The sequence below is a fragment of the Microbacterium sufflavum genome (assembly GCF_023091155.1).
Lineage (GTDB): Bacteria > Actinomycetota > Actinomycetes > Actinomycetales > Microbacteriaceae > Microbacterium > Microbacterium sufflavum.
On sequence record NZ_JAHWXK010000001.1, the window covers coordinates 892,430 to 912,853 of the forward strand.

The 20,424-nt window shown below is 71.3% G+C and carries 19 protein-coding genes; 14 read left to right on the forward strand and 5 right to left on the reverse strand.

Translation table 11 applies throughout. The features are described from left to right. Nucleotides 1-42 precede the first annotated feature (42 nt). Nucleotides 43-510 carry an Lrp/AsnC family transcriptional regulator gene (locus KZC56_RS04480; protein ID WP_136029008.1) on the forward strand — a complete coding sequence of 156 codons (468 nt, stop codon included), beginning with the start codon at nt 43-45 and terminating at the stop codon, nt 508-510. 72 nt (nt 511-582) lie between these two features. Continuing rightward, nucleotides 583-2,286 (forward strand): AMP-binding protein, encoded by a 1,704-nt coding sequence (locus tag KZC56_RS04485; protein ID WP_241115073.1) that lies wholly within the window; start codon nt 583-585, stop codon nt 2,284-2,286. A 4-nt stretch (nt 2,287-2,290) separates the two neighbouring features. On the opposite strand, the gene KZC56_RS04490 is transcribed toward KZC56_RS04485, so the two are convergent. Both KZC56_RS04490 and KZC56_RS04495 read right to left on the reverse strand, forming a co-directional pair. Beyond that, on the reverse strand, nt 2,291-2,716 hold the full coding sequence (locus tag KZC56_RS04490; RefSeq protein ID WP_136029013.1) for a hypothetical protein: 426 nt from the start codon (nt 2,714-2,716) through the stop codon (nt 2,291-2,293). A gap of 180 nt (nt 2,717-2,896) precedes the next feature. Next, nucleotides 2,897-4,369: an MATE family efflux transporter gene (locus KZC56_RS04495; protein WP_136028574.1), complete on the reverse strand. Its 1,473-nt coding sequence runs from the start codon at nt 4,367-4,369 to the stop codon at nt 2,897-2,899. A 222-nt stretch (nt 4,370-4,591) separates the two neighbouring features. Between KZC56_RS04495 and cycA the strand changes: the two genes are divergently transcribed. Further along, the gene (gene cycA / locus KZC56_RS04500) at nt 4,592-6,037 is read left to right on the forward strand and encodes a D-serine/D-alanine/glycine transporter (RefSeq protein ID WP_247638857.1); all 1,446 of its coding nucleotides are present in this window, start codon (nt 4,592-4,594) and stop codon (nt 6,035-6,037) included. A gap of 91 nt (nt 6,038-6,128) precedes the next feature. Here cycA and KZC56_RS04505 read toward each other — a convergent pair whose 3' ends face one another. From KZC56_RS04505 to KZC56_RS04515, 3 genes are all read right to left on the reverse strand, one after another. Beyond that, a complete protein-coding gene (locus KZC56_RS04505) occupies nt 6,129-6,578 on the reverse strand; it encodes a DUF2871 domain-containing protein (protein WP_136028573.1) in 450 nt (149 codons plus the stop codon). Nucleotides 6,579-6,656: 78 nt separating this feature from the next. After that, on the reverse strand, nt 6,657-7,280 hold the full coding sequence (locus tag KZC56_RS04510; RefSeq protein ID WP_136028572.1) for a response regulator: 624 nt from the start codon (nt 7,278-7,280) through the stop codon (nt 6,657-6,659). Then, a complete protein-coding gene (locus tag KZC56_RS04515; RefSeq protein WP_247637966.1) occupies nt 7,277-8,542 on the reverse strand; it encodes a sensor histidine kinase in 1,266 nt (421 codons plus the stop codon). Before KZC56_RS04515 ends, KZC56_RS04510 begins: the two co-directional genes overlap by 4 nt. Before the next feature lie 80 nt (nt 8,543-8,622). Between KZC56_RS04515 and KZC56_RS04520 the strand changes: the two genes are divergently transcribed. The 11 genes from KZC56_RS04520 (at nt 8,623) to KZC56_RS04570 (ending at nt 20,423) form a co-directional block, all read left to right on the forward strand. Further along, the gene (locus KZC56_RS04520) at nt 8,623-9,276 is read left to right on the forward strand and encodes an IMPACT family protein (RefSeq protein ID WP_247637967.1); all 654 of its coding nucleotides are present in this window, start codon (nt 8,623-8,625) and stop codon (nt 9,274-9,276) included. A gap of 67 nt (nt 9,277-9,343) precedes the next feature. Continuing rightward, nucleotides 9,344-10,261 carry a J domain-containing protein gene (locus KZC56_RS04525; protein ID WP_136028569.1) on the forward strand — a complete coding sequence of 306 codons (918 nt, stop codon included), beginning with the start codon at nt 9,344-9,346 and terminating at the stop codon, nt 10,259-10,261. Nucleotides 10,262-10,368: 107 nt separating this feature from the next. Then, nucleotides 10,369-11,361 carry a LacI family DNA-binding transcriptional regulator gene (locus tag KZC56_RS04530; RefSeq protein ID WP_247637968.1) on the forward strand — a complete coding sequence of 331 codons (993 nt, stop codon included), beginning with the start codon at nt 10,369-10,371 and terminating at the stop codon, nt 11,359-11,361. A 36-nt stretch (nt 11,362-11,397) separates the two neighbouring features. Further along, the gene (locus KZC56_RS04535) at nt 11,398-12,663 is read left to right on the forward strand and encodes an ABC transporter substrate-binding protein (RefSeq protein ID WP_206252255.1); all 1,266 of its coding nucleotides are present in this window, start codon (nt 11,398-11,400) and stop codon (nt 12,661-12,663) included. Nucleotide 12,664: 1 nt separating this feature from the next. Then, a complete protein-coding gene (locus KZC56_RS04540) occupies nt 12,665-13,564 on the forward strand; it encodes a carbohydrate ABC transporter permease (protein WP_136028566.1) in 900 nt (299 codons plus the stop codon). After that, nucleotides 13,561-14,403: a carbohydrate ABC transporter permease gene (locus KZC56_RS04545; RefSeq protein WP_136028565.1), complete on the forward strand. Its 843-nt coding sequence runs from the start codon at nt 13,561-13,563 to the stop codon at nt 14,401-14,403. Before KZC56_RS04540 ends, KZC56_RS04545 begins: the two co-directional genes overlap by 4 nt. Before the next feature lie 15 nt (nt 14,404-14,418). Next, nucleotides 14,419-15,405, forward strand: coding sequence for a glycoside hydrolase family 130 protein (locus KZC56_RS04550; RefSeq protein WP_247637969.1), 987 nt, complete (start codon nt 14,419-14,421; stop codon nt 15,403-15,405). A 4-nt stretch (nt 15,406-15,409) separates the two neighbouring features. Next, nucleotides 15,410-17,440: a hypothetical protein gene (locus KZC56_RS04555; RefSeq protein ID WP_247637970.1), complete on the forward strand. Its 2,031-nt coding sequence runs from the start codon at nt 15,410-15,412 to the stop codon at nt 17,438-17,440. Nucleotides 17,441-17,519: 79 nt separating this feature from the next. After that, nucleotides 17,520-17,939 carry a Fur family transcriptional regulator gene (locus KZC56_RS04560; RefSeq protein ID WP_136028563.1) on the forward strand — a complete coding sequence of 140 codons (420 nt, stop codon included), beginning with the start codon at nt 17,520-17,522 and terminating at the stop codon, nt 17,937-17,939. Nucleotides 17,940-18,006: 67 nt separating this feature from the next. Beyond that, nucleotides 18,007-19,476: a catalase gene (locus tag KZC56_RS04565; protein ID WP_136028562.1), complete on the forward strand. Its 1,470-nt coding sequence runs from the start codon at nt 18,007-18,009 to the stop codon at nt 19,474-19,476. Nucleotides 19,477-19,622: 146 nt separating this feature from the next. Continuing rightward, nucleotides 19,623-20,423: an alpha/beta fold hydrolase gene (locus tag KZC56_RS04570; RefSeq protein ID WP_136028561.1), complete on the forward strand. Its 801-nt coding sequence runs from the start codon at nt 19,623-19,625 to the stop codon at nt 20,421-20,423. Nucleotide 20,424 lies beyond the last annotated feature (1 nt).

The following is a 20,424-nucleotide window of genomic DNA, read 5'->3' on the forward strand; positions in this document are numbered from 1 at the left end:
TCGATATTCTGTGCAACATGCGGCGGGTGGGAGGGCGGCACCTTGGCGAAAGCGCAACTCGACGAGACCGATCTGGAGCTGCTCGCGGCGCTGACCCGCGACGCGGAGATCACGAACAAGGCTCTCGCGCATCGGCTGGGGTTGGCCGAGTCCACGTGCGCGCACCGCGTGCGGGCACTGCGCGAGCGCGGCATCATCCGCGACACCCGTGTGCGGGTCGACGGCGCGGCGCTCGGATACCCGCTGCAGGCGATCATCAAGGTGCGCCTCGCCAATCACACCGGGCCGAAGGTGACGGCGCTCTTCGACGCCCTCGTCGCGGTGCCCCGCGTGCTGCAGGTGTTCCACGTCGCGGGCGTCGACGACTTCCTGGTGCACGTCGCGGTGGAGGATGCGACGGCGCTCCGCGACATCGTGCTGGAACACATCACGATCCACCCGGTCGTGCGCGGCACCGAGACCCAGCTCGTGTTCGAGCTCCGCGACGGCACCGGCCTGCTCCCCCGCTAGCTCAGCGGCGCGGGGCGTGCCGTCCGGCGGGCCGACGCGGAAAGATGGAGTGCACGCCAGCAAAGGAGCACCATGAGCCGCAGTGCCACCGCCGCCACGAACGCCGTCCGCGAGATGCGCGACTTCCTGTTCGAGCACGCCACGGACTATGCCGCCGCGCGGGCGGGATTCGCGTGGCCGCAGGTCGACGAATTCAACTTCGCCCTGGAGTGGTTCGACGTGGTGGCCGCCGAGAATCCGCAGCGCCCCGCCGTGCAGATCGTCGACGCCGACCTTCGCCTGCGGTCGTGGACGTACGGCGAGCTCTCCGCCCGCTCCGACCAGGTCGCGTCCTGGCTCACGGGGCTCGGCATCCGCCGCGGCGACCACGTGATCGTGATGCTCAACAACACGATCGAGCTGTGGGAGGTGATGCTGGCGATCACCAAGATCGGGGCGGTGTCGATCCCGACGTCCACGCTGCTGTCGGCCACCGACCTCGCCTATCGCGTGGAGCACGGCCGCGCCAGCGCCGTCGTCACCCTCGGGACTCTCGCCGAACGGGTCGACGGTCTCGGCCCCGACATCCTCCGCATCGGCGTCGGCGAAGCCCCGCCCGCCTGGGCCCGCTACGCCGACTCCGCCGCCGCGCCCGCCGCGTTCGAGCCGGACGGCCCGACCCCCGCGTCCGACACCGCACTGCTGTACTTCACCTCGGGCACCACGAACCGGCCGAAGCTCGTGCAGCACACCCACGTCTCGTATCCGGTCGGGCACCTGTCGACCATGTGGTGGCTCGGGGTCCGCCCCGACGACGTGCACCTCAACATCTCATCGCCCGGGTGGGCGAAGCACGCGTGGTCGAGCTTCTACTCGCCGTTCCTGGCCGAGGCCACCGTGTTCGTCTACGACTACGCCCGGTTCGACGCGAACACGCTCATGCAGGTCATGGACACCCACCACGTGTCGACCTTCTGCGCCCCGCCGACCGTGTGGCGCATGCTCATCCAGGCCGACCTGGGCCGCCTGACGCACCCTCCGCGCGAGCTGGTGGGCGCCGGCGAGCCCTTGAACCCCGAGGTCATCGACCGGGTGCGGGAGGCGTGGGGCGGCACCATCCGCGACGGTTTCGGCCAGACCGAGATGACGGCGTGCATCGGCAACTCCCCCGGGCAGCCGGTGAAGATCGGCTCGATGGGCCGCCCGTTGCCGGGATACCCGGTGGTGCTGCTCGACCCCGCCACGGGCGCGGTGGTCGAGCGGGAGGGCGAGATCGCGCTCGACCTGTCGCGCGCGCCGCTCGGACTCATGGCGGGGTACTACGACGACCCGGAGAAGACGGCGGAGTCACGCGCCGGCGGCTACCACCACACGGGCGACATCGCGGTGCGCGACGACGACGGCTACCTCACCTACATCGGGCGCTCCGACGACGTGTTCAAGGCCTCGGACTACAAGATCTCGCCGTTCGAGCTCGAGTCGGTGCTCCTGGAGCACGAGCTCGTGGTCGAGGCGGCCGTGATCCCCAGCCCCGACCCGACGCGGCTCGCGGTGCCGAAGGCGTACGTGTGCCTGACCGCGGATGCGGCGGACGAGACGGCCGCGGCGCGATCCGTGTTCGCGTACGCGCACGAGCGCCTGTCGTCGCACCTGTGGGTGCGGATCATCGAGTTCGTGCCGGAGCTGCCGAAGACCATCTCGGGCAAGATCCGTCGCGTGGAGCTGCGGGCGCGCGAGGCCGAGCGCGTCGCGTCGGGCGACGACTCACGGCAGCACCGCGACCGCGACTACCGCTGAGCGCTCAGGAGACGACGGCGACGGGCGACGTGGGCGTCGACGACGTCGCCGCCTTGACGACCGCGGCGACCTTCGGCGTCCCGGTCTTCGCGGGAGCCGCGGCCACCGGAAGCGCCTCGGCCGGCGCCTCGCTGCGGCGCGTCAGCCCCGCGGCGCCCACCATGCCGCGCACGACGCCGCCGATCGTGAGCATCAGCACGAGCGCGGAGCCCGAGATGATCAGCGGCAGCCACTGGCTGCCGAAAGACGCGGTGACGCTCAGCAGCGCCCCGACGATCCAAACCCCGACGGCCCCGCCGGTGAGACCACCGGCACCCCGCGCGATCGCGATCCCGGCGACGATCGCGCAGATCACGGCGATCGCCGCGCCCACGTATCCGATCGGAATCAGGACCGCTGCCAGCTCGCTGGCCACCCTCAATGTCGTCATGTTGACCCCCCGGTCTGCGGAATTCCCGCATTCTCGACACTAGAAGTGTGTCCCCTCCGGGCCATCCGTCTCAAGTCCGATCCGCATCATCCTCCAGAGGGATATATCGGCTGGATCGGCAACGCACACGAACGCCCCGCGGCCCTGGCGAGGACCGCGGGGCGCTCCGGAGGCATGCGGTCAGCGGCGAACGGGCCAGCGCAGGCGCCGAGGGCGCACGACCCGCACCGGTTGCGTGACCACGGCGTCGACGACCATCGAGCCGTCGGTGGGCCCGACGATCGCGATCGCCGAGGTCTCGGTCGCCTCGGCCGGAGCGACCGGGAGCTTCGCGAGACCGCGGTGGGCACGGACGTACGCGGGCACCAGCAGCAGGATCGCTCCGACCCAGGCGAGCGGGTTGCTGAGCGCGACGCCGTCGAAGCCGATCATGGCCCCGAGCACCACGGCCGCCCCGACGCGCATCACCAGCTCGATCACGCCCGTCACGGTCGGCACGAGCGTGTGCCCGAGCCCCTGGAGCGCACCGCGGAGCACGAACAGCATGCCCAGTGCCCAGTAGCCGCAGCCGTTGATGATGAGCATCCGGTGCGCCATGTCGACCACGCCGTCGGAGCCCTCTCCGACGAACAGCCGCACCATGGGAGCGCCGAACGCGATGAGCAGTCCGCCGAGCACGATCGCGGCGGCCACCGCCATCCACGTCGCCTCGACCACGCCGCGGCGGATGCGGTCGGGCCGCCGTCCGCCGTGGTTCTGCGCCGCATACATCGACACGGCGAGCCCGAGCGACGAGAGCAGGGCGACCGCGAGGCTGTCCACGCGCGAGGCCGTGGTGTACGCCGCCACCGCGTCGGCGCCGAGGGTGTTCAGTGCCACCTGCACCGTGAGCGTCCCGATCGCGATGATCGACGCCTGGAAGCCCATCGGCAGGCCGAGACGCAGATGCTCCGCGATGTCGGAGCCGGTGATGCGCCAGTCGGCGCGGCGCAGGTGCAGCATCGGCAGGCGGCGCCGCACGAACTCCAGGCACAGGATCACCGACACGGCCTGCGCGACCACGGTCGCCAGGGCGGCCCCCGCGACGCCCCACTCCAGCGGCCCCACCATCAGGACGACGAGCCCCACGTTGAGCGCGCACGACACCGTGAGGAACACCAGCGGGGTCTTGGAGTCGCCGATCGCGCGGATGATCGCGGAGAGGTAGTTGAAGAACATGGTCGCGCCCGCGCCGAGGAAGCTGATCTGCGTGAACACCGTCGCCTCGGGCATCAGCTCGGACGGGGTCTGCAGCAGCGCCAGGATCGGCCCGGCGATGAGCGGCGCGACCACGGTGAGGATGACGCTGGTGATGCCGCTCAGCAGCACCCCGGTCGCGACCGAGCGGCGCACGGCGGCATCGTCTCGGGCGCCGAAGGCCTGGGCGACCGGGATCGCGAAACCGCTCGTCAGGCCCCACGCGAACCCGAGCAGCAGGAACAGGAGGCTGCCGGTCGCGCCGACCGCCGCGAGCGACTGGACGCCGAGGTGACGCCCGACCACGATCGCGTCGGCGAACTGGTACAGCTGCTGCACGACGTTGCCGAGCAGGAGGGGGATCGAGAAGGCGAGGATGACACGCCACGGACGGCCCGTGGTGAGGGTGGTGGCCATGAAGAGCGGCTCGCAGAAGACGAAGGGCGGATCGGGGAGCGACCAGTTTATCGAATCGTTTCGGGACGAGGGAACACCGGGGGGCGGAATGCCGGAGCTTCTCTGCCGATTTCGGGCGAGCGCACCGCGGTGGTTACTCTGCATCAGTCGCCGGCACGCGAGTGTCGCGGCGTGTCGACGAAGACCGGAGGAGACAGCGTGACGAAGGAAGACACGGGGGCGATCAACAGCACGGGGGCCACCGCCGATGCGGGGAGCGAGCAGCACCTGCGGCGGGCACTGAGCAACCGGCACATCCAGCTGCTGGCCATCGGCGGCGCCATCGGCACCGGCCTGTTCATGGGAAGCGGCAAGACGATCTCGGTCGCCGGGCCCTCGGTGATCTTCGTCTACATGATCATCGGGTTCATGCTCTTCTTCGTCATGCGGGCGATGGGTGAGCTGCTGCTGTCGAACCTCAAGTACAAGTCGTTCAGCGACTTCGCCAGCGATCTGCTCGGGCCCTGGGCCGGGTTCTTCACCGGCTGGACCTACTGGTTCTGCTGGGTGGTCACCGGTGTCGCCGACGTGATCGCGATCGCCGGGTACACGGATGCGCTCATCCCCGGCATCCCGCTGTGGATCCCCGGCCTGCTGGTCGTGGTGATCCTGCTCGCGCTGAACCTGCCGACCGTCGCCGCGTTCGGCGAGATGGAGTTCTGGTTCGCGCTCATCAAGATCGTGGCGATCGTGGCGCTCATCGCGACGGGTCTGGTGATGGTGTTCACCGGCTTCCAGCACGACGCCGGCACCGCGAGCTTCTCGAACCTGTGGGAGCACGGCGGCATGTTCCCGCACGGGTTCATGGGCTTCGTCGCGGGCTTCCAGATCGCGGTGTTCGCGTTCGTCGGGATCGAACTCGTGGGCACCGCCGCCGCCGAGACCAAAGACCCGAAGCGCAACCTCCCGAAGGCGATCAACGCGATCCCGATCCGCGTGCTGCTGTTCTACGTCGGCGCGCTGATCGTGCTGATGGCGGTCACCCCGTGGACCGAGTACGTGGCCGGGGAGAGCCCCTTCATCGCGATGTTCGCCCTCGCCGGCCTCGGCATCGCCGCGACCGTCGTCAACCTCGTGGTGCTCACCTCGGCCATGTCGAGCGCGAACTCGGGCATCTACTCGACCTCGCGCATGGTGTTCGGCCTCGCGCAGGACGGCGATGCGCCGCGAATGTTCGCCCGCCTGTCGAAGCGCCGCGTGCCGCAGAACGCCCTGTTCCTCTCCTGCATCCTGCTGCTGTCGGGCGTGGTGCTGCTCTATGCGGGCAAGGACATCGGCACCGCGTTCGACATGGTGACCACGGTGTCGGCGGTGTGCTTCATGTTCGTGTGGACGATCTTCCTGTGCAGCTACCTGAAGTACCGGCGCACCCGTCCGGAGAAGGCCGCGGCCTCGGCGTTCAAGATGCCCGGCGGCGTGTTCATGGTGCTCGTGGTGCTCGCCTTCTTCGTCTTCATCCTGTGGGCGCTCACCACCCAGCCCGACACGCTGACGGCCCTCCTGGTCACGCCGATCTGGTTCGCGATCCTCATCGTCGCGTGGGTGTTCGTGCGCAAGTCGCCCCATCACATCGCCCGGCACGAGGCGCACATCGCCTACCTGCGCGACGAGACCATCGACGCACACTAGACGCACGCGACTGCGCAGAATCGGCGGGCCCCCGGGAGGGGAGCCCGCCGATTCGCGTGTGACGCCGCGGTTCTGGGGAGTTGCGGCGAGGTCAGACGCTCGCGGTGGCGGACACGGGTGCTGCGACGGGTCGCGCGGCGGGCAGGCGCTTGCGCAGAGCGAGGAACAGCAGCACCATCCCGGCCGTGAGCAGCATGTGGCCCAGTCCGGCGATGCCGGCGATCATCTTGGACGACTCCAGGCCGAGCACCGTCAGGGAGCCGTGCCACAGCAGCATGGCCGAGGTGAGCACGAGTCCGGCGGTGTAGAGCCAGAAGAACCAGCCGAACAGGCGGCTCGCGGAGAGCGTGAACGCCCGCTCCAGCAGCAGCACGATCAGGTAGACCACGAAGCCCAGCACCAGCAGGTGGGTGTGCACGAGCCCGAGCTGCGTCGGGGCGCCCTCGGGGAAGTCGTTGAGCTTGGTGAACTCGCGGTAGAAGAGGCCGGAGGCGACCCCGGCGAGCATGGAGGCGAACGCGGCGTAGAAGAGTCGGCGCATGGGTGTTCCTTTCGGGTCACCCCCAGCCTCCGTCGGGCCGGGAATCCGCGGATCCATCGAACGGTGGAGATGCGGGGCTCAGATCACGCCCGTCTCGCGCGCGATCGCCACGGCCCTGGCGCGACTGTCCGCGCCGAGCTTCTCGAACACGTGCACGAGGTGGGTCTTGACCGTGGCCTCCGTCACGAACAGGGTCTTCGCGATCTCGCGGTTCGAGGCGCCCGTGGCGAGCAGCCGCAGCACGTCGAGCTCCCGGTCGGTCAGACGCACCCGGGGTGCCCGCAGCACCTGGCCGACGCGCTCGCTGAGCTCCGGCGTGAGGACGAGCCCGCCCGACGCGGCCGCACGCACCGCACGCACGATGTCGTCCGGGGCGATGTCCTTCAGCAGGTAGCCCGCGGCGCCCGCCTCGACCGCCCCAAGGATCTCGGCGTCGCGGTCGAACGTGGTCAGGATGAGCACGGCGGGGGCGGGGTCCTGCGCACGCAATGCCGCCGTGGTCTGCACGCCGTCCATGCCCGCGCCCAGCCGCAGGTCGCATAGCACCACGTCGGGGTGCAGGTGCCGCGCGAGGGCGACCGCCTCCTCCCCCGACGCCGCCTCGCCCACGACCTCCACGTCGTCGCGGTGGTCGAACAGCGACCGCACCCCCGCGCGGACGATGGGGTGGTCGTCGACGAGCAGCACCCGCACCGCGGTCACCGCAGCGCTCCCGTCTCCCGGGGGCCCGCGGTCCGCAGCGGCACGTGCGCCGAGAGGGCCGTCCCGTCGCCCGGGGCGCTCTCCACGTCGAGGCCTCCGCCGAGCTCCCGCAGCCGCGCCCGCATCGAGCGCAACCCGTAGCCGCCGCCCGCCCCCGTCGTGCCGCGCGCATCCCACCGGGACGCGTCGAAACCCGCCCCGTCGTCGACGATGTCGAGCCGCACGGCGTCGCCCGCATCCGCCAGGGTCACCACGACGCGGGAGGCGCCGGCGTGCGTGCGGACGTTCGCGAGGGCCGACTGCGCCGTCCGCAGCAGCGCGATCTCGGCGTCGATGCCCAGCGGCGGCAGCTCGTTGTCGGCGTGCAGGGTCGTGTCGATGCCGGTCTCGTCCGACAGGCGGTCGAGCATCCGCGCGAGGGCGTCGGCGAGCGCGGTGGACTCCAGCTCCGCGGGCATCAGGTCGTTCACGATGCGCCGCGCGTCGGCCAGCCCCTCGGCTGCGAGCGCACCGATCTGTTCGAGCGCCCTGGTGCGCTGTTCCTGGTCGTCGCCCGCGAGCGCCGCGCGTGACAGCATCCCCACCGACGACAGGCTCTGCGCGACGGTGTCGTGCAGGTCGCGCGACACCCTGGTGCGTTCGGCGCTCGCCCCCGACTCGCGCTGCATGCGGGCGAGCTCGTCCTGCACCGCGGCCATCTCCTCCTGCGTGGCCACGAGCGAGGCGATCAGCCGCCGTCGCTCCCGGCCGTCGCGCACCAGCACGAGGTAGCCCCGGGAGATGCCGAGCGCGAAGACCCCGCCCACGAGAGGACCGATCACGTTGGCGTACGTCGTCTCTCCGGTGTGCACGACCGGGGCGAGGATCACCACCGCGAGCACGAGCACGCTGAGGGGCACCGCCCACCGCAGCGGCAGGATGAACCCGGCGAGCAGCCACAGCGCGAACGCCAGCCACACGAACTCCGGCGACACGACCACGGCCCCGAGCCAGATGAGGGTGAGGCCGAGCAGCCACCAGGTCGCGAGGCTCCGGTCGGCCGTGCGCTCGCCGAGCAGCAGCCCGCCGCCGTACCACCCGAGGAACACCAGTCCGAGGGCGAGCACCCACGGCAGCGGCACGCCGTCGATCGCCGCCCTGACCACGCCGACCGCGAGCAGCACCGCGGTGATGACCGCCTGACCCACGCGGATCGAGCCCACCAGTGTCGCCCACGACCACCGACCGGTGCCGGGGCGCGGTGCGGGCTCTGGCGACGACATGCTCACATTCTTCCCCCGACGGCCCGCCCGTGCGTCCATCGTTCGACGGAGGCGGCGGACGACCTCGGTATCGTGAGGCCGTGACCGCCGCCCACCCCTACCCCGCGACGATCGCGGCCCCGGTGGAGCACGAGCTCGTGATCCGCAAGTCGCGCTTCCTGACGCTGGTCGCGCCCGTGGCGTCGGTGGCCGACGCGGAGACCGTGATCGCGGCCGTGCGCAAGCGCGCGTGGGACGCGAACCACAACTGCACGGCCATGGTCACGGGGCTGCGCGGCGATCAGGCCCGCTCCTCCGACGACGGCGAGCCGTCGGGCACCGCGGGAGTGCCGATGCTGGAGGTGCTGCGCCGGCGGGAACTGACCGACGTGGTCGCGGTCGTGACGCGCTACTTCGGCGGGGTGAAGCTCGGGGCGGGCGGGCTCGTGCGCGCGTACGGCTCCGCAGTGTCGGAAGCCCTCGACCGCGCGGCGCTCGTGCACCGACGGGCGTTGACCCAGACCACGGTCGAGGTGCCCCACGCCGACGCCGGGCGCTACGACAACCTGCTGCGGGAGTGGGCGCAGCAGCACGGCGCGACCCTCGGCACGCCGCGCTACGGGGAGGCTGCGCGCCTAGAGCTGTGGGTTCCTGCGGAGGAGCTGCCGCGACTGTCCGACGACCTCGCCGCCGCGTCGGCCGGAGCCGTGCGCCTCGAGACCGGCGTCGAGCGCGTGGTCGACGTGCCCGCCTGACCGGCACTCCCGGCGGGCGCATACGCGCGGCGGCTATCCTGGACGCCGCGGTCGCGGAAGGAGAGCGATGTTCGACAGTCCGCTCTCGGCCTCGCCGTACGAGATCCTCGAGGTCGACCCGTCCGTCGACGACGCGGAGCTGCGCCGGGCCTACCGCCTCCGCCTCCGCCAGACGCACCCCGACACGGGCGGCGACGCCGCGGTGTTCATCCAGGTGCAGCGGGCGTGGGAGCTGATCGGCACGGCGGAGGGTCGCGCGGCCTACGACCGCCGCACGGGCGTGACCGACGACGGCGCCGAGTGGAGCGGCTGGCGACCGCAGACCGCGCGCACCGACACCCGTCCGCGGGCGCGGTCGTACGGACAGCCCGGCGGATGGCGCCGCGAGCGCTACCTCACGCTCATCCGGGAGTGGGCGGGCCACGGGGTGGAGGTGCCCGACCCGTACGCGCCGGCTCTCGTGCGGGCCGCGCCGCGGGAGCTGCGGCGCATGCTGGCCGACGCCCTCGCGGAGGAGGCGACCGCGCGCACGGTGTCCGACCTCGGGATGGGCTTCACCGTGTGGCACGACGTCGCGGCCGGGCAGACGCCCGACGACAAGCTCGACCACGTGGTGCTCAGCCCCTCGGGCCTGTACGGCATCATGTCGGAGGACTTCGGCGGGGTGGTGGGCTTCCGCCGCGGCGAGATCACCGGCCCGAGTCTGGGCACCAGGGCTCCGGTGACGGCGGCGCTCGGCCGGATGCGTCAGGTGGCGAAGGCCGCGAAGGTCAGGTTCGGCGGCGCGATCGTGGTGCTGCCGGACGACGATCTGGCGCAGGCGGTGACCCCGCTCGGCAGCAGCCGCGGGGTTCCGGTCGTGGTGGTGCGGCGCAGTGCGCTGGCGATGGTGCTGCGCCAGGGGGTGCCGGGGGCCAGGGCGATCGGCGGCAACGAGCTGTTCGACGTGCGCACGCGCCTGCAGCAGACCGTCCGGTTCGTCTGACCTCCGCTCGTCCGCGATCCCGCTCTTGACGCTTGTCGTCAAACCGGTTTACACTCGTCAAACCGGTTCACGCACCCGAGTGAGCCCGACACCCGCGAGGAGGCGGCATGGGCCGCACCACGATCGCCGACGTCGCCCGCGAGGCCGGCGTCACCAAGGCCACCGTGTCGCACGCGCTCAGCGGCAATCGCCCCATCTCCGAGGAGACCAGGGCGAAGGTGCTCGCCGCGGCCCGCAAGCTCGACTGGGCTCCGAGCCAGAGCGCCAGAGCCCTCGCCACGCGCCGCGCCAACGCGATCGCCGTCGTCCTCGCGCGCGACCCCGAGGTCATCGCGAACGACTCGTTCTTCCCCGCGTTCATCGCCGGGGTCGAGTCGGTGCTCGCCGAGACCGAGACCGCGCTCGTGCTCCAGGTGGTGCAGGGTCGCGAGGCCGAGGAGCGCGCGTACCGCACGCTCGCCCGCGGCCGGGCCGACGGCGCGCTGCTGCTCGACCTGCGCACCGACGACTGGCGCGTGCCCTTCCTCGACGAGCTCGGGCTGCCCACCGTGCTCGTCGGCGCCTACGACCAGCCCAGCCCGTTCTCGTGCGTGCGCACCGACGACGCCGCGCCGATGCGCGAGATCCTCGACCGGCTCCGCGCCGCAGGGCACACCCGCATCGCCCACGTGTCCGGCCCGCTCGACTACGTGCACTCGGCCGCCCGTGCCGCCGCCTACACCGAGGCCGCGGGCTCCGACGAGCTGCTGCGCGAGGGCGACTTCACCGCCGCGAGCGGGCGCGACGTGACCGAGGAACTGCTCGCGCTGCCCGACCGCCCCACGGCGATCCTCTACTCGAACGACACCATGGCCATCGCCGGGCTCTCCCTCGCCCGCTCGCAGGGTCTCGCCATCCCCCGCGACCTGGCCATCTCCGGCTTCGACGACGACCACCTCTCCGCCCACCTCTCCCCCGCGCTCACGAGCGTGTCGTCCGACCCGGCCGCCCGAGGCCGCGCGGCCGCCCGGCTGCTGCAGGAGAGCATCCTCGGCGCCGAACCGCGCACCGAGGTCGTGGACTGCAACGTCGTGCACTTCCGGGAGAGCACCGGCTCCTGAGCCCCCCGCACCACCCATCGCGTCAAGGAGGACACCATGAAGAAGATCCGCGCAGCAGCACTCGTGGGCGCCGTCGCGCTCGTCGTCACCGGATGCTCGTCCGGCGGCGGAGGCGGCGAAGGCTCCGCCGAGGGCACCGGCCCCATCGACATCTGGCTGTCGAACAACGAGCAGGAGGTCGCCTGGGGTCAGGCGGTCGTCGACGCCTGGAACGAGGAGCACCCCGACGAGAAGGTCACCGCGCAGGAGATCCCGGCAGGCTCGTCCTCGGAGGAGGCCATCACCGCGGCGATCACCGCCGGGACCGCCCCGTGCCTGGTCTACAACGTCGCGCCGGCGGCCGTGTCGGGCTGGGTCAAGCAGGGCGGCCTGGTCGACCTCAGCTCGATGGACGGCGGCAGCGACTACATCACCGAGCGCAGCGGCGACGTCGAGCCCTACGCCACGGACGGCAAGTACTACCAGCTGCCGTGGAAGTCGAACCCGGTCATGGTCATGTACAACAAGACCCTGTTCCAGGCCGCCGGGCTCGACCCCGAGGACCCGCAGATGAACACGTACGACGCGTTCCTGGAGGGGGCGCGCGCCATCGTCGACTCGGGCGTGCAGAGCGCCATCTGGCCCGCGCCGACGAGCGAGTTCTACCAGCCGTGGTTCGACTTCTATCCGCTGTACCTCGCCGAGACCGACGGCACCATGCTCGTGGAGGACGGCAAGGCCACGTTCGACTCGGACGACGGCAAGACCGTGGCCGACTTCTGGGCCACCGTGTACGAGGAGAAGCTCGCGCCGAACGAGGCGGCGACCGACGACGCGATGTCCGCCGGCACCACGGCCATGCAGCTCGCCGGCCCCTGGGCCATCCCGTCGTACGCCGAGACGGTCGACGTGGGCTTCATGCCCGTGCCGACCAGCGACGGCCGGGAGAACCCCACCACGTTCGCCGACTCCAAGAGCGTGTCGATGTTCACCGCCTGCGAGAACCAGGCGACCGCGTGGGAGTTCCTGAAGTTCTCCACGAGCGAGGAGGCCGACGGCCAGCTGCTCGAGGCGACCGGCCAGATGCCGATGCGCACGGACCTCACCGACACGTACGCCGACTACTTCTCCGCCAACCCGAACTATGTGGCGTTCGCGGAGCAGGCGGAGAACACGGCCGACGTGCCCAGCATCCCGAACTCGGTGGAGGCCTGGCAGGCGTTCCGCGACGAGTACTCGTCCGCGGTGATCTTCGCGAAGGAGTCGACCTCCGACTTCCTGAAGAACGCCGCCGCGAAGGTCGACGAGCTCGTCGCCGAGTGACATGACCACCGACAACCGACGGCTGCGCACCCGGTGGCTGGGTGCGCAGCCGATCGGCGGCCTCTTCGCGCTGCCGTACCTCGTGTTCGTGATCGCGATCTTCGCGTATCCGCTCGGTTTCGCGGTCTACATCGCCTTCCACGACTACTTCTTCACCGCGCCGGGCGCCGAAGTCGACCGGCCCTTCGTCGGCTTCGACAACTTCGTCACGGTGCTCACCGACCCGCGCGTGCTCGGAGCGTTCCGCAACACCCTCGTGTTCCTGGTGATCAACGTGCCGCTCACGGCGGTGCTGGCGCTCGTGCTCGCAGCCGCCCTGAACACCGGCATCCGCTGGGTGGCCGCATACCGCGTGGCCTTCTACGTGCCGTACCTCACCGCGAGCGTCTCGCTGGTGGGCGTGTGGATGCTGCTGTTCTCGGGCAACGGGCTCGTCAACACGATCCTGGGGCCGCTCGCGCCCGACCCGTCGTGGCTCGTGAACAGCGCGCTGGCCATGCCGATGATCGCGCTCTACGTCACCTGGAAGCAGCTCGGCTTCTACATCCTGCTGTACCTGGCGGCGCTGCAGAACGTGCCGAAGGAGCTGTACGAGTCGGCGGAGACCGACGGCGCCGGCGCCCTCGCGCGGTTCTGGAACGTGACTGTCCCCGGCGTGCGCAGTGCGACCACGCTCGTGCTGATCCTCTCGATCATCACCGGGGCGAACCTCTTCACCGAGCCGTACCTGCTCACCAACGGCGGCGGGCCGGACGGCGCGTCCACCACGCCGGTGCTGCTCATCTACCAGCTGGGCATCCAGCAGCAGAACCCCGACACCGCGGCCGCGATCGGCATGATCCTGGTGGTGCTCGTGGGGATGCTGTCGCTGGCCGCCAACCGCGCGACGAGGGAGCGATGATGCGCCGGAAGAACACCCTGCCCCGCGTGCTGAGCGTGATCGCGCTCACGATCGCGGCGATCGGCTTCGCCTTCCCGTTCTACTTCATGCTGGTCGGCGCGTTCCAGGAGAACCCGACGAACTCGCCCAGCCAGCTCATCCCCACGGGCGGGTGGACGGTCGACAACTTCGTCGCGATCGACTCGCGCATCGACCTGGTCGGCTCGCTCGTCAACTCGATGATCTTCACGCTCGGCGTGCTGCTGGGCACCGTCGTGTTCGGGCTGCTCGCCGGCTATGCGATCGCCCGGCTCGACTTCCGCGGCCGCGGCGTGATCTGGGTGCTGATGCTGCTCGTGCAGATGGTGCCGTTCCAGCTGCTGATGATCCCGCTGTACGTGCAGATCACGCGCAACTACGGTCTGGGCGACTCGTACCTGGGCATGATCCTGCCGTTCCTCATCAACACGACCGCGGTGTTCATCTTCGTGCAGTTCTTCCGGGCGCTGCCCACGGAGATCTTCGAAGCCGCGCGCATCGACGGCGCGGGCGAGATCCGCCTGCTCACCTCGGTCGCGATCCCGCTCATCCGCCCCGTGCTGGTGACCGTGGTGCTGGTCACCTTCATCGGCCCGTGGAACGAGTTCCTGTGGCCGTTCCTCATCACGAAGGACGCGTCGCTGCAGCCGCTCGCCGTGTCGCTCGCGAACTACATCTCCAACGTCGCGCAGTCCACCGCCAACCCGAACGGGGCGATCCTCGCGGGCGCCACGGCACTCGCATTCCCCGTCGTCATCCTGTTCATCGTCTTCCAGCGCTTCTTCAAGGCCACCGACCTCGGCGCGGCCGTCAAGGGCTAGCCAGAAAGGGCATCCATGTTCACCGGAGCATCCTTCCCCCTCGGTCCGTTCACCCCCTACGAGGGGAACCCGATCCTGCGTCCGCGCGGCGACAGCTGGGAGTCGGCGAACCTCTACAACCCGGCGGCCCTGGTCGACGGCGACGAGGTGCTGCTGCTGTACCGCGCGCACGCCGACGACATCGTGTCGCACATCGGGCTCGCCCGCTCCCGCGACGGGGTCACGTTCACGCGCGAGGACGCGCCGATCCTCTCCCCCGCCGAGGACTACGAGCGTTACGGCTGCGAGGATCCGCGCATCGCGCTGATCGACGGCACCTACTACCTCACCTACACCGGCTGGGACCGTCACAGCGCGCAGCTGTGCCTGGCGACCTCGACCGACCTGCGCACCTGGACCAGGCACGGGCCGCTGTTCGACGACTTCGACACCTTCAAGACCATGGACCCGCGCGGGTTCAACTGGTCGAAGGCCGGGGTGATCGTCCCGCAGAAGATGCACGGCAAGTGGTGGATGTACTTCGGCGAGGGCGGCATCTACTGGGCGACCAGCGACGACCTCATCCACTGGACACCCGGCACCCCCGACACCGAGCCGATGTACACGCCCACGCCCGGCACCTGGGACGAGGCGCTGGTGGAGATCGGCACCTCGCCCGTGGTCACCGACAACGGGCTGCTGGTGATGCTCACCAACGGCGCCACACGCACGGTGCACGACGACGGCACGGTCGACGTCGACTACCGCTGCGGGCAGATCGCCATCGACCCGGACGAGCCGACGAAGGTCATCGCCCGGATGCAGGAGCCGTGGCTGCGCCCGCAGAGCTTCGAGGATCTGCACGGACTGGTGTCGAACGTGACCTTCGTGGAGGGACTGGTGAAGTTCCACGGGAAGTGGTTCGCGTACTACGGCCAGTCCGACACGACCCTGGCCGTCGCGATCCACGACCCCGCGGAGCCGTGGGGCCGCGCGCTGCGCGAGGCCGAGGGCGAGGAGTGAGGCCATGGAGACCACGCGCCGCACCTTCCTGACGCTCGCCGCGACCACGTCCGCCCTGGCGCTGCTGCCCGTCGACGCCGCGGTGGCCCAGGGCACCGCGGCCGGATCGGCCCTCCGCCCGGCCAGCGCCCGCGGTCGCCGCCTCACGAACCTCGCGCACCTGCGGTTCCTGCTGGCCGACGTGCCGGTGGTCGCGAGCGACACGCACACCACCGAGGGCATCGCGGAGCGCCCCGTCGTGCGGGCGCCGTGGACCTACGCCGACACCGACGGCGCGGGCGGCTACCGTCCCGTCGGCGGCGGCACGCGCGACGCCGCCACCGGCTACTGGTCGCAGGGCGCGTACAACGCCGACGACATCGCCCGCGCCGCGGTGGTGTTCCTGCGGGACTGGCGCGCCACGGGCGACCCGCAGAGCCGCGACGACGCCCGCGACGTGCTCCGCTCCCTCGCGTTCCTCCAGACCGTGTCGGGGCCGAACGCCGGACGCGTGGTGCTGTGGCAGCAGGAGGACGGCACACTCACGCCGAGCGCGATCCCGGTGGAGCTGCCCGACCCCTCGGACTCGGCGGAGTCGTACTGGCTGGCCCGCACCGTGTGGGCCTTCGGAGAGGGATACGCCGCGTACCGCACGGAGGATCCCGCCTTCGCGGAGTTCCTGCGAGCGCGGCTGCACCTGTGCCTGGACGCGCTGGCGCGCGAGTCGCTCGGCCGTGCAGGGCAGTGGGTCCGCAGCGACGGACGCGACCTGCCGGCGTGGCTCATCGCGGGCGGCGCCGACGCCACCGCGGAGGCGATGCTCGGGCTCGCCGCCGCCGCGGAGGCCGGAGACGACCGCAGTCGCACGGCCCTGCAGACGTACGCCGAGGGCGTGGCGGCCATGGCGACCGACCCCGATCAGGGCTGGCCGTTCGGGGCCGTGCTGCCGTGGACGGGCTCGCTGGGGTTCTGGCACGCGTGGGGCGCGGCGGCTCCCGAGGCGCTGGCCAGGGCGGGCGGTGTGCTGCGACGCCCCGACCTCTCCGCCGCCGCCGTGGCAGACGCGGCCCGCTTCACGCCGCAGGTGCTGACCTCGGGCGGACCGCACAACGCGTGGGCGCCGCTGCCCGCCGAGGCGCAGATCGCCTACGGCGCACACGGCCGCGTGGCCGGGGCGCTGCAGGCGGCGAGCGCGGGCGGCGAGGGACTGCGGGTGATCGCGGGGCTCGCGGCGGGATGGTTCTTCGGCGCCAACACCGCGGGCGTGCCGGTGTACGACCCCGCGACCGGCGTGACCTTCGACGGCGTCGAGACCGACGGCCGCGTGAACCGCAACTCGGGCGCGGAGTCGACGATCCACGGCCTGCTCACGATGCAGCTGCTCGACGCGAACCCCGACGTGGCGCGGCTGGCGACCTCGATCACGGGGCTGTCGTCGTTCGCGGGACTGCGGGCGCTCGACGCCGAGGCCGCACGGCTCTCGCCCGGGTGCACGGTCGAGCGTCCCGCGGACGGCGCGTGGACCGGCGAGGGCAACCTCGCGGGCGGCGCGTTCGTGCGGGTGCCCGAGGGCGAGTGGGTCGAGTTCGACCTCACCGAGCCCGGCGGGGTGCTGCACGGGCTCGTGTGGCGGCAGGCCGCAGACGCCGGGACCGCGGTGTGGGAGGCGCGGCGCGGCGGACGGCGGCTGTGGAGCACCGAGACCGCGGCCGGGGGCACGGGCGACCGCGGACTCACGGAGGCGGACGGCATGCTCGTGCCGCAGCTTCTCGGCGGCGGACTCCCGGACGGCCCCGTGACCGTGCGCTGCACCAGCCGCGGCGACCTGCGCCTGGACGCGCTGGTGGTGCAACCCCGCGTGACCACGGCGGTGTACGCGACCACGGGCGGCGCGGCGGTGCTGTACGCCAACGCGACCGCGGAGCAGCAGCGCGTGGCACCCCTGGCGCCCGGAGCGGGCACGGCCTACGACGAGAGCGGAGCACCGCGCGGGAACGGCACCCCGGGCGGCCGCGTGCGCGTGCGGGGGCGGGGCTTCACGGTGACGCGGCGCTGAGGCCCGCGGCCGCCGGGGCGACTCGCCATGCCGGCATGCTCTTTTTGAGTCACTCAAAAGAACGTGTAGAGTCGAGGACATGGAGACAGACCTCGACTCGGCGCTGCGAGGCGCCGGGCTGCGTGCGACCGCGGGCCGCGTCGCCGTTCTCGAGGCTCTCGGCTCCATGGCCCACACGGATGCGGAGCGCGTCTACCGCGCGGTCTCCGAGTCGCTGCCGACCACGTCGATCCAGTCGGTGCACAACATCCTCGCGGACCTGACGACGGCGGGGCTCATCCGCCGGATCGAACCGGCAGGATCCGCGGCGCTCTACGAACGGCGCATCGGCGACAACCACCACCACGTCGTCTGCACCTCCTGCGGTGCGATCGGCGACGTGGACTGCGTCGTCGGCGAGGCGCCGTGCCTCACCCCCTCCTCCACGGGGGGATTCACCGTCCAGACAGCCGAAGTCACCTTCTGGGGCCTGTGCCCCAGCTGCCAGAACGCCGCGTAGGCCCGCCTCCGACCGCCCGTCCCCCGACGGCGCTGTTCGGCGTGCCCGCGCGCAGAAGGAGAACACCATGTCGAACCCCACCGGGTCGAACCGTCCGGCCACCACGACGCAGACGGGTACGCCCATCGCGAGCGACACCCACTCCCTCACGGTCGGTGCCGACGGCCCCACCGTGCTGCACGACCAGCACCTGGTCGAGAAGATCGCCTCGTTCAACCGCGAGCGGGTGCCGGAGCGCAACCCGCACGCCAAGGGCGGTGGCGCGTTCGGCGAGTTCGTCGTCACGGAGGACGTGTCGCAGTACACCAGGGCCGCGGTGTTCCAGCCCGGTGCCACGTCCGAGACGCTGATCCGCTTCTCCTCCGTCGCGGGCGAGCAGGGCTCCCCCGACACCTGGCGCGACGTGCGCGGCTTCTCGCTGCGGTTCTACACGACCGAGGGCAACCTCGACATCGTGGGCAACAACACCCCCACGTTCTTCCTGCGCGACGCCATCAAGTTCCCCGACTTCATCCACTCGCAGAAGCGCCTGGGCGACTCCGGTCTGCGCGACGCCGACATGCAGTGGGACTTCTGGACGCTCTCGCCCGAGTCCGCCCACCAGGTCACGTACCTCATGGGCGACCGCGGGCTCCCCCGCAGCTGGCGCCACATGAACGGCTACGGCTCGCACACCTACTCGTGGGTGAACGCCGCGGGCGAGCTGTTCTGGGTGAAGTACCACTTCCTGGCGCACCAGGGTGTCGAGGCGATGAGCCCGGAGGAGGCAGAGAAGCTCGCCGGCACCGACGCCGACCACTACCGCCGCGACCTGTTCCAGTCGATCGCCCAGGGTGACTTCCCGAAGTGGGACCTGTACGTGCAGATCATGCCGTACGACGAGGCGAAGGACTACCGCTTCAACCCGTTCGACCTGACCAAGACGATCTCGAAGAAGGACTACCCGCGCATCAAGGTCGGCACGCTGACCCTGAACCGCAACCCGGAGAACTTCTTCGCGCAGATCGAGCAGGCGGGCTTCGCGCCCGGCAACCAGGTGCCCGGCACGGGCATCTCCCCCGACAAGATGCTGATGGGCCGCATCTTCGCGTACCCCGACGCGCAGCGTCACCGCATCGGCGCGAACTACAACCAGCTGCCGGTCAACCAGCCGCACGCGGCCGAGGTGCGCAACTACCAGCACGAGGGCTCGATGCGGTATCAGTACAACGACGCCGCGCACCGCACCTACCAGCCGAACTCGTTCGGCCCCGCCGGCGGCCCCGAGGCCGACCCGGCGAAGGGTGTCGAGGCGAACTGGGCGGCCGACGGCGAGCTGACGCGCTCCGCGGCGACCCTGCACGCCGAGGACGACGACTTCGGCCAGGCCGGCACGCTCTACCGCGAGGTGTTCGACGGGGAGCAGCGCGCCCGCTTCCTGGAGACGCTGACCGGCCAGGGCCGCTCGATCACGATCGACGCGATCCGCGAGCGCTTCTTCCAGTACTGGACGAACGTGGACGCCGAGCTCGGCGCCGCGCTCCGCGACCGGGTCTGACCCGGGTCGGCGCCCCTCCCTCCGTCATCCGGGGAGGGGCGCCGCCGGCGGGGACCCCGACGAACGCCCCCTTCTGCACCGTGCCCGCAGGAGGGGGTTCGTCGCCGGTGCGGCCGTTGCCGCGCGAGAGGGAGCAGGATGGAGGGGTGGCCGTTCCCCTCTCCGACCTGACCGCGATGCCCGCTCCCCAGCACGTGTACGCCCCCGACGGCACCCGGCTGGCGACCTACACGTGGGGTGAGCTCGATGCCCCGGTCGTGGTGGCGGTGCACGGCTTCGCGTCGAGCGCGCGCGACAACTGGGTGCTCACGGGCTGGGTGCGCGAGCTCACCGCGGCCGGCTACCGCGTGCTGGCTCTGGACCAGCGGGGGCACGGCCAGAGCGACAAGCCGCACGAGGCCGACGCCTACGCGATCCGCGCCCTGGCGACCGACGTGGAGACGGTGATGGACACCTACCTCGTCGACGACGCCTTCTACCTGGGCTACTCGCTGGGTGCGCGCGTCGGCTGGGAGGTCGTGCGGGAGCTCCCGCACCGGATCGGCCGGGCGGTGCTCGGAGGGGTTCCCGACGGCATCCCCCTGGCCCGGCTCGACCTGGACGAGGTGCGGGCGTATCTCGCCGACGGCACGCCGGTGACCGACCGCACCACCCAGAACTACATCGCCCTGACCGAGCGCGTGCCCGGCAACGACCTGCGGGCCCTGGTCGCGCTTGCGGAGGGGCTGCGCGGCTCCGGCACGATCGACCCCGACCCGGCCGACGCCCCGACCCGGCCGATCCTGTTCGCGACCGGGTCGAAAGACGCGATCATCGAGGGCTCGCGGGCGCTGGCGGCCGCGGCCCCCGACGGCCGGTTCGTGGAGATCCCGAACCGGCATCACTTCAACGCGCCGGGCTCGCGCGACTTCAAGGAAGCCGCGCTCGCCTTCTTCGCCGAAGGCTGAC

What these genes read in the sequence shown, in the direction of transcription:
- KZC56_RS04485 (WP_241115073.1), top strand. Translation starts at nt 583, where the DNA reads ATGAGCCGCAGTGCCACCGCCGCCACGAACGCCGTCCGCGAGATGCGC.
- KZC56_RS04490 (WP_136029013.1), bottom strand. Translation starts at nt 2,716, where the DNA reads ATGACGACATTGAGGGTGGCCAGCGAGCTGGCAGCGGTCCTGATTCCG.
- KZC56_RS04495 (WP_136028574.1), bottom strand. Translation starts at nt 4,369, where the DNA reads ATGGCCACCACCCTCACCACGGGCCGTCCGTGGCGTGTCATCCTCGCC.
- KZC56_RS04505 (WP_136028573.1), bottom strand. Translation starts at nt 6,578, where the DNA reads ATGCGCCGACTCTTCTACGCCGCGTTCGCCTCCATGCTCGCCGGGGTC.
- KZC56_RS04515 (WP_247637966.1), bottom strand. Translation starts at nt 8,542, where the DNA reads ATGTCGTCGCCAGAGCCCGCACCGCGCCCCGGCACCGGTCGGTGGTCG.
- KZC56_RS04525 (WP_136028569.1), top strand. Translation starts at nt 9,344, where the DNA reads ATGTTCGACAGTCCGCTCTCGGCCTCGCCGTACGAGATCCTCGAGGTC.
- KZC56_RS04530 (WP_247637968.1), top strand. Translation starts at nt 10,369, where the DNA reads ATGGGCCGCACCACGATCGCCGACGTCGCCCGCGAGGCCGGCGTCACC.
- KZC56_RS04535 (WP_206252255.1), top strand. Translation starts at nt 11,398, where the DNA reads ATGAAGAAGATCCGCGCAGCAGCACTCGTGGGCGCCGTCGCGCTCGTC.
- KZC56_RS04540 (WP_136028566.1), top strand. Translation starts at nt 12,665, where the DNA reads ATGACCACCGACAACCGACGGCTGCGCACCCGGTGGCTGGGTGCGCAG.
- KZC56_RS04545 (WP_136028565.1), top strand. Translation starts at nt 13,561, where the DNA reads ATGATGCGCCGGAAGAACACCCTGCCCCGCGTGCTGAGCGTGATCGCG.
- KZC56_RS04550 (WP_247637969.1), top strand. Translation starts at nt 14,419, where the DNA reads ATGTTCACCGGAGCATCCTTCCCCCTCGGTCCGTTCACCCCCTACGAG.
- KZC56_RS04555 (WP_247637970.1), top strand. Translation starts at nt 15,410, where the DNA reads ATGGAGACCACGCGCCGCACCTTCCTGACGCTCGCCGCGACCACGTCC.
- KZC56_RS04560 (WP_136028563.1), top strand. Translation starts at nt 17,520, where the DNA reads ATGGAGACAGACCTCGACTCGGCGCTGCGAGGCGCCGGGCTGCGTGCG.
- KZC56_RS04565 (WP_136028562.1), top strand. Translation starts at nt 18,007, where the DNA reads ATGTCGAACCCCACCGGGTCGAACCGTCCGGCCACCACGACGCAGACG.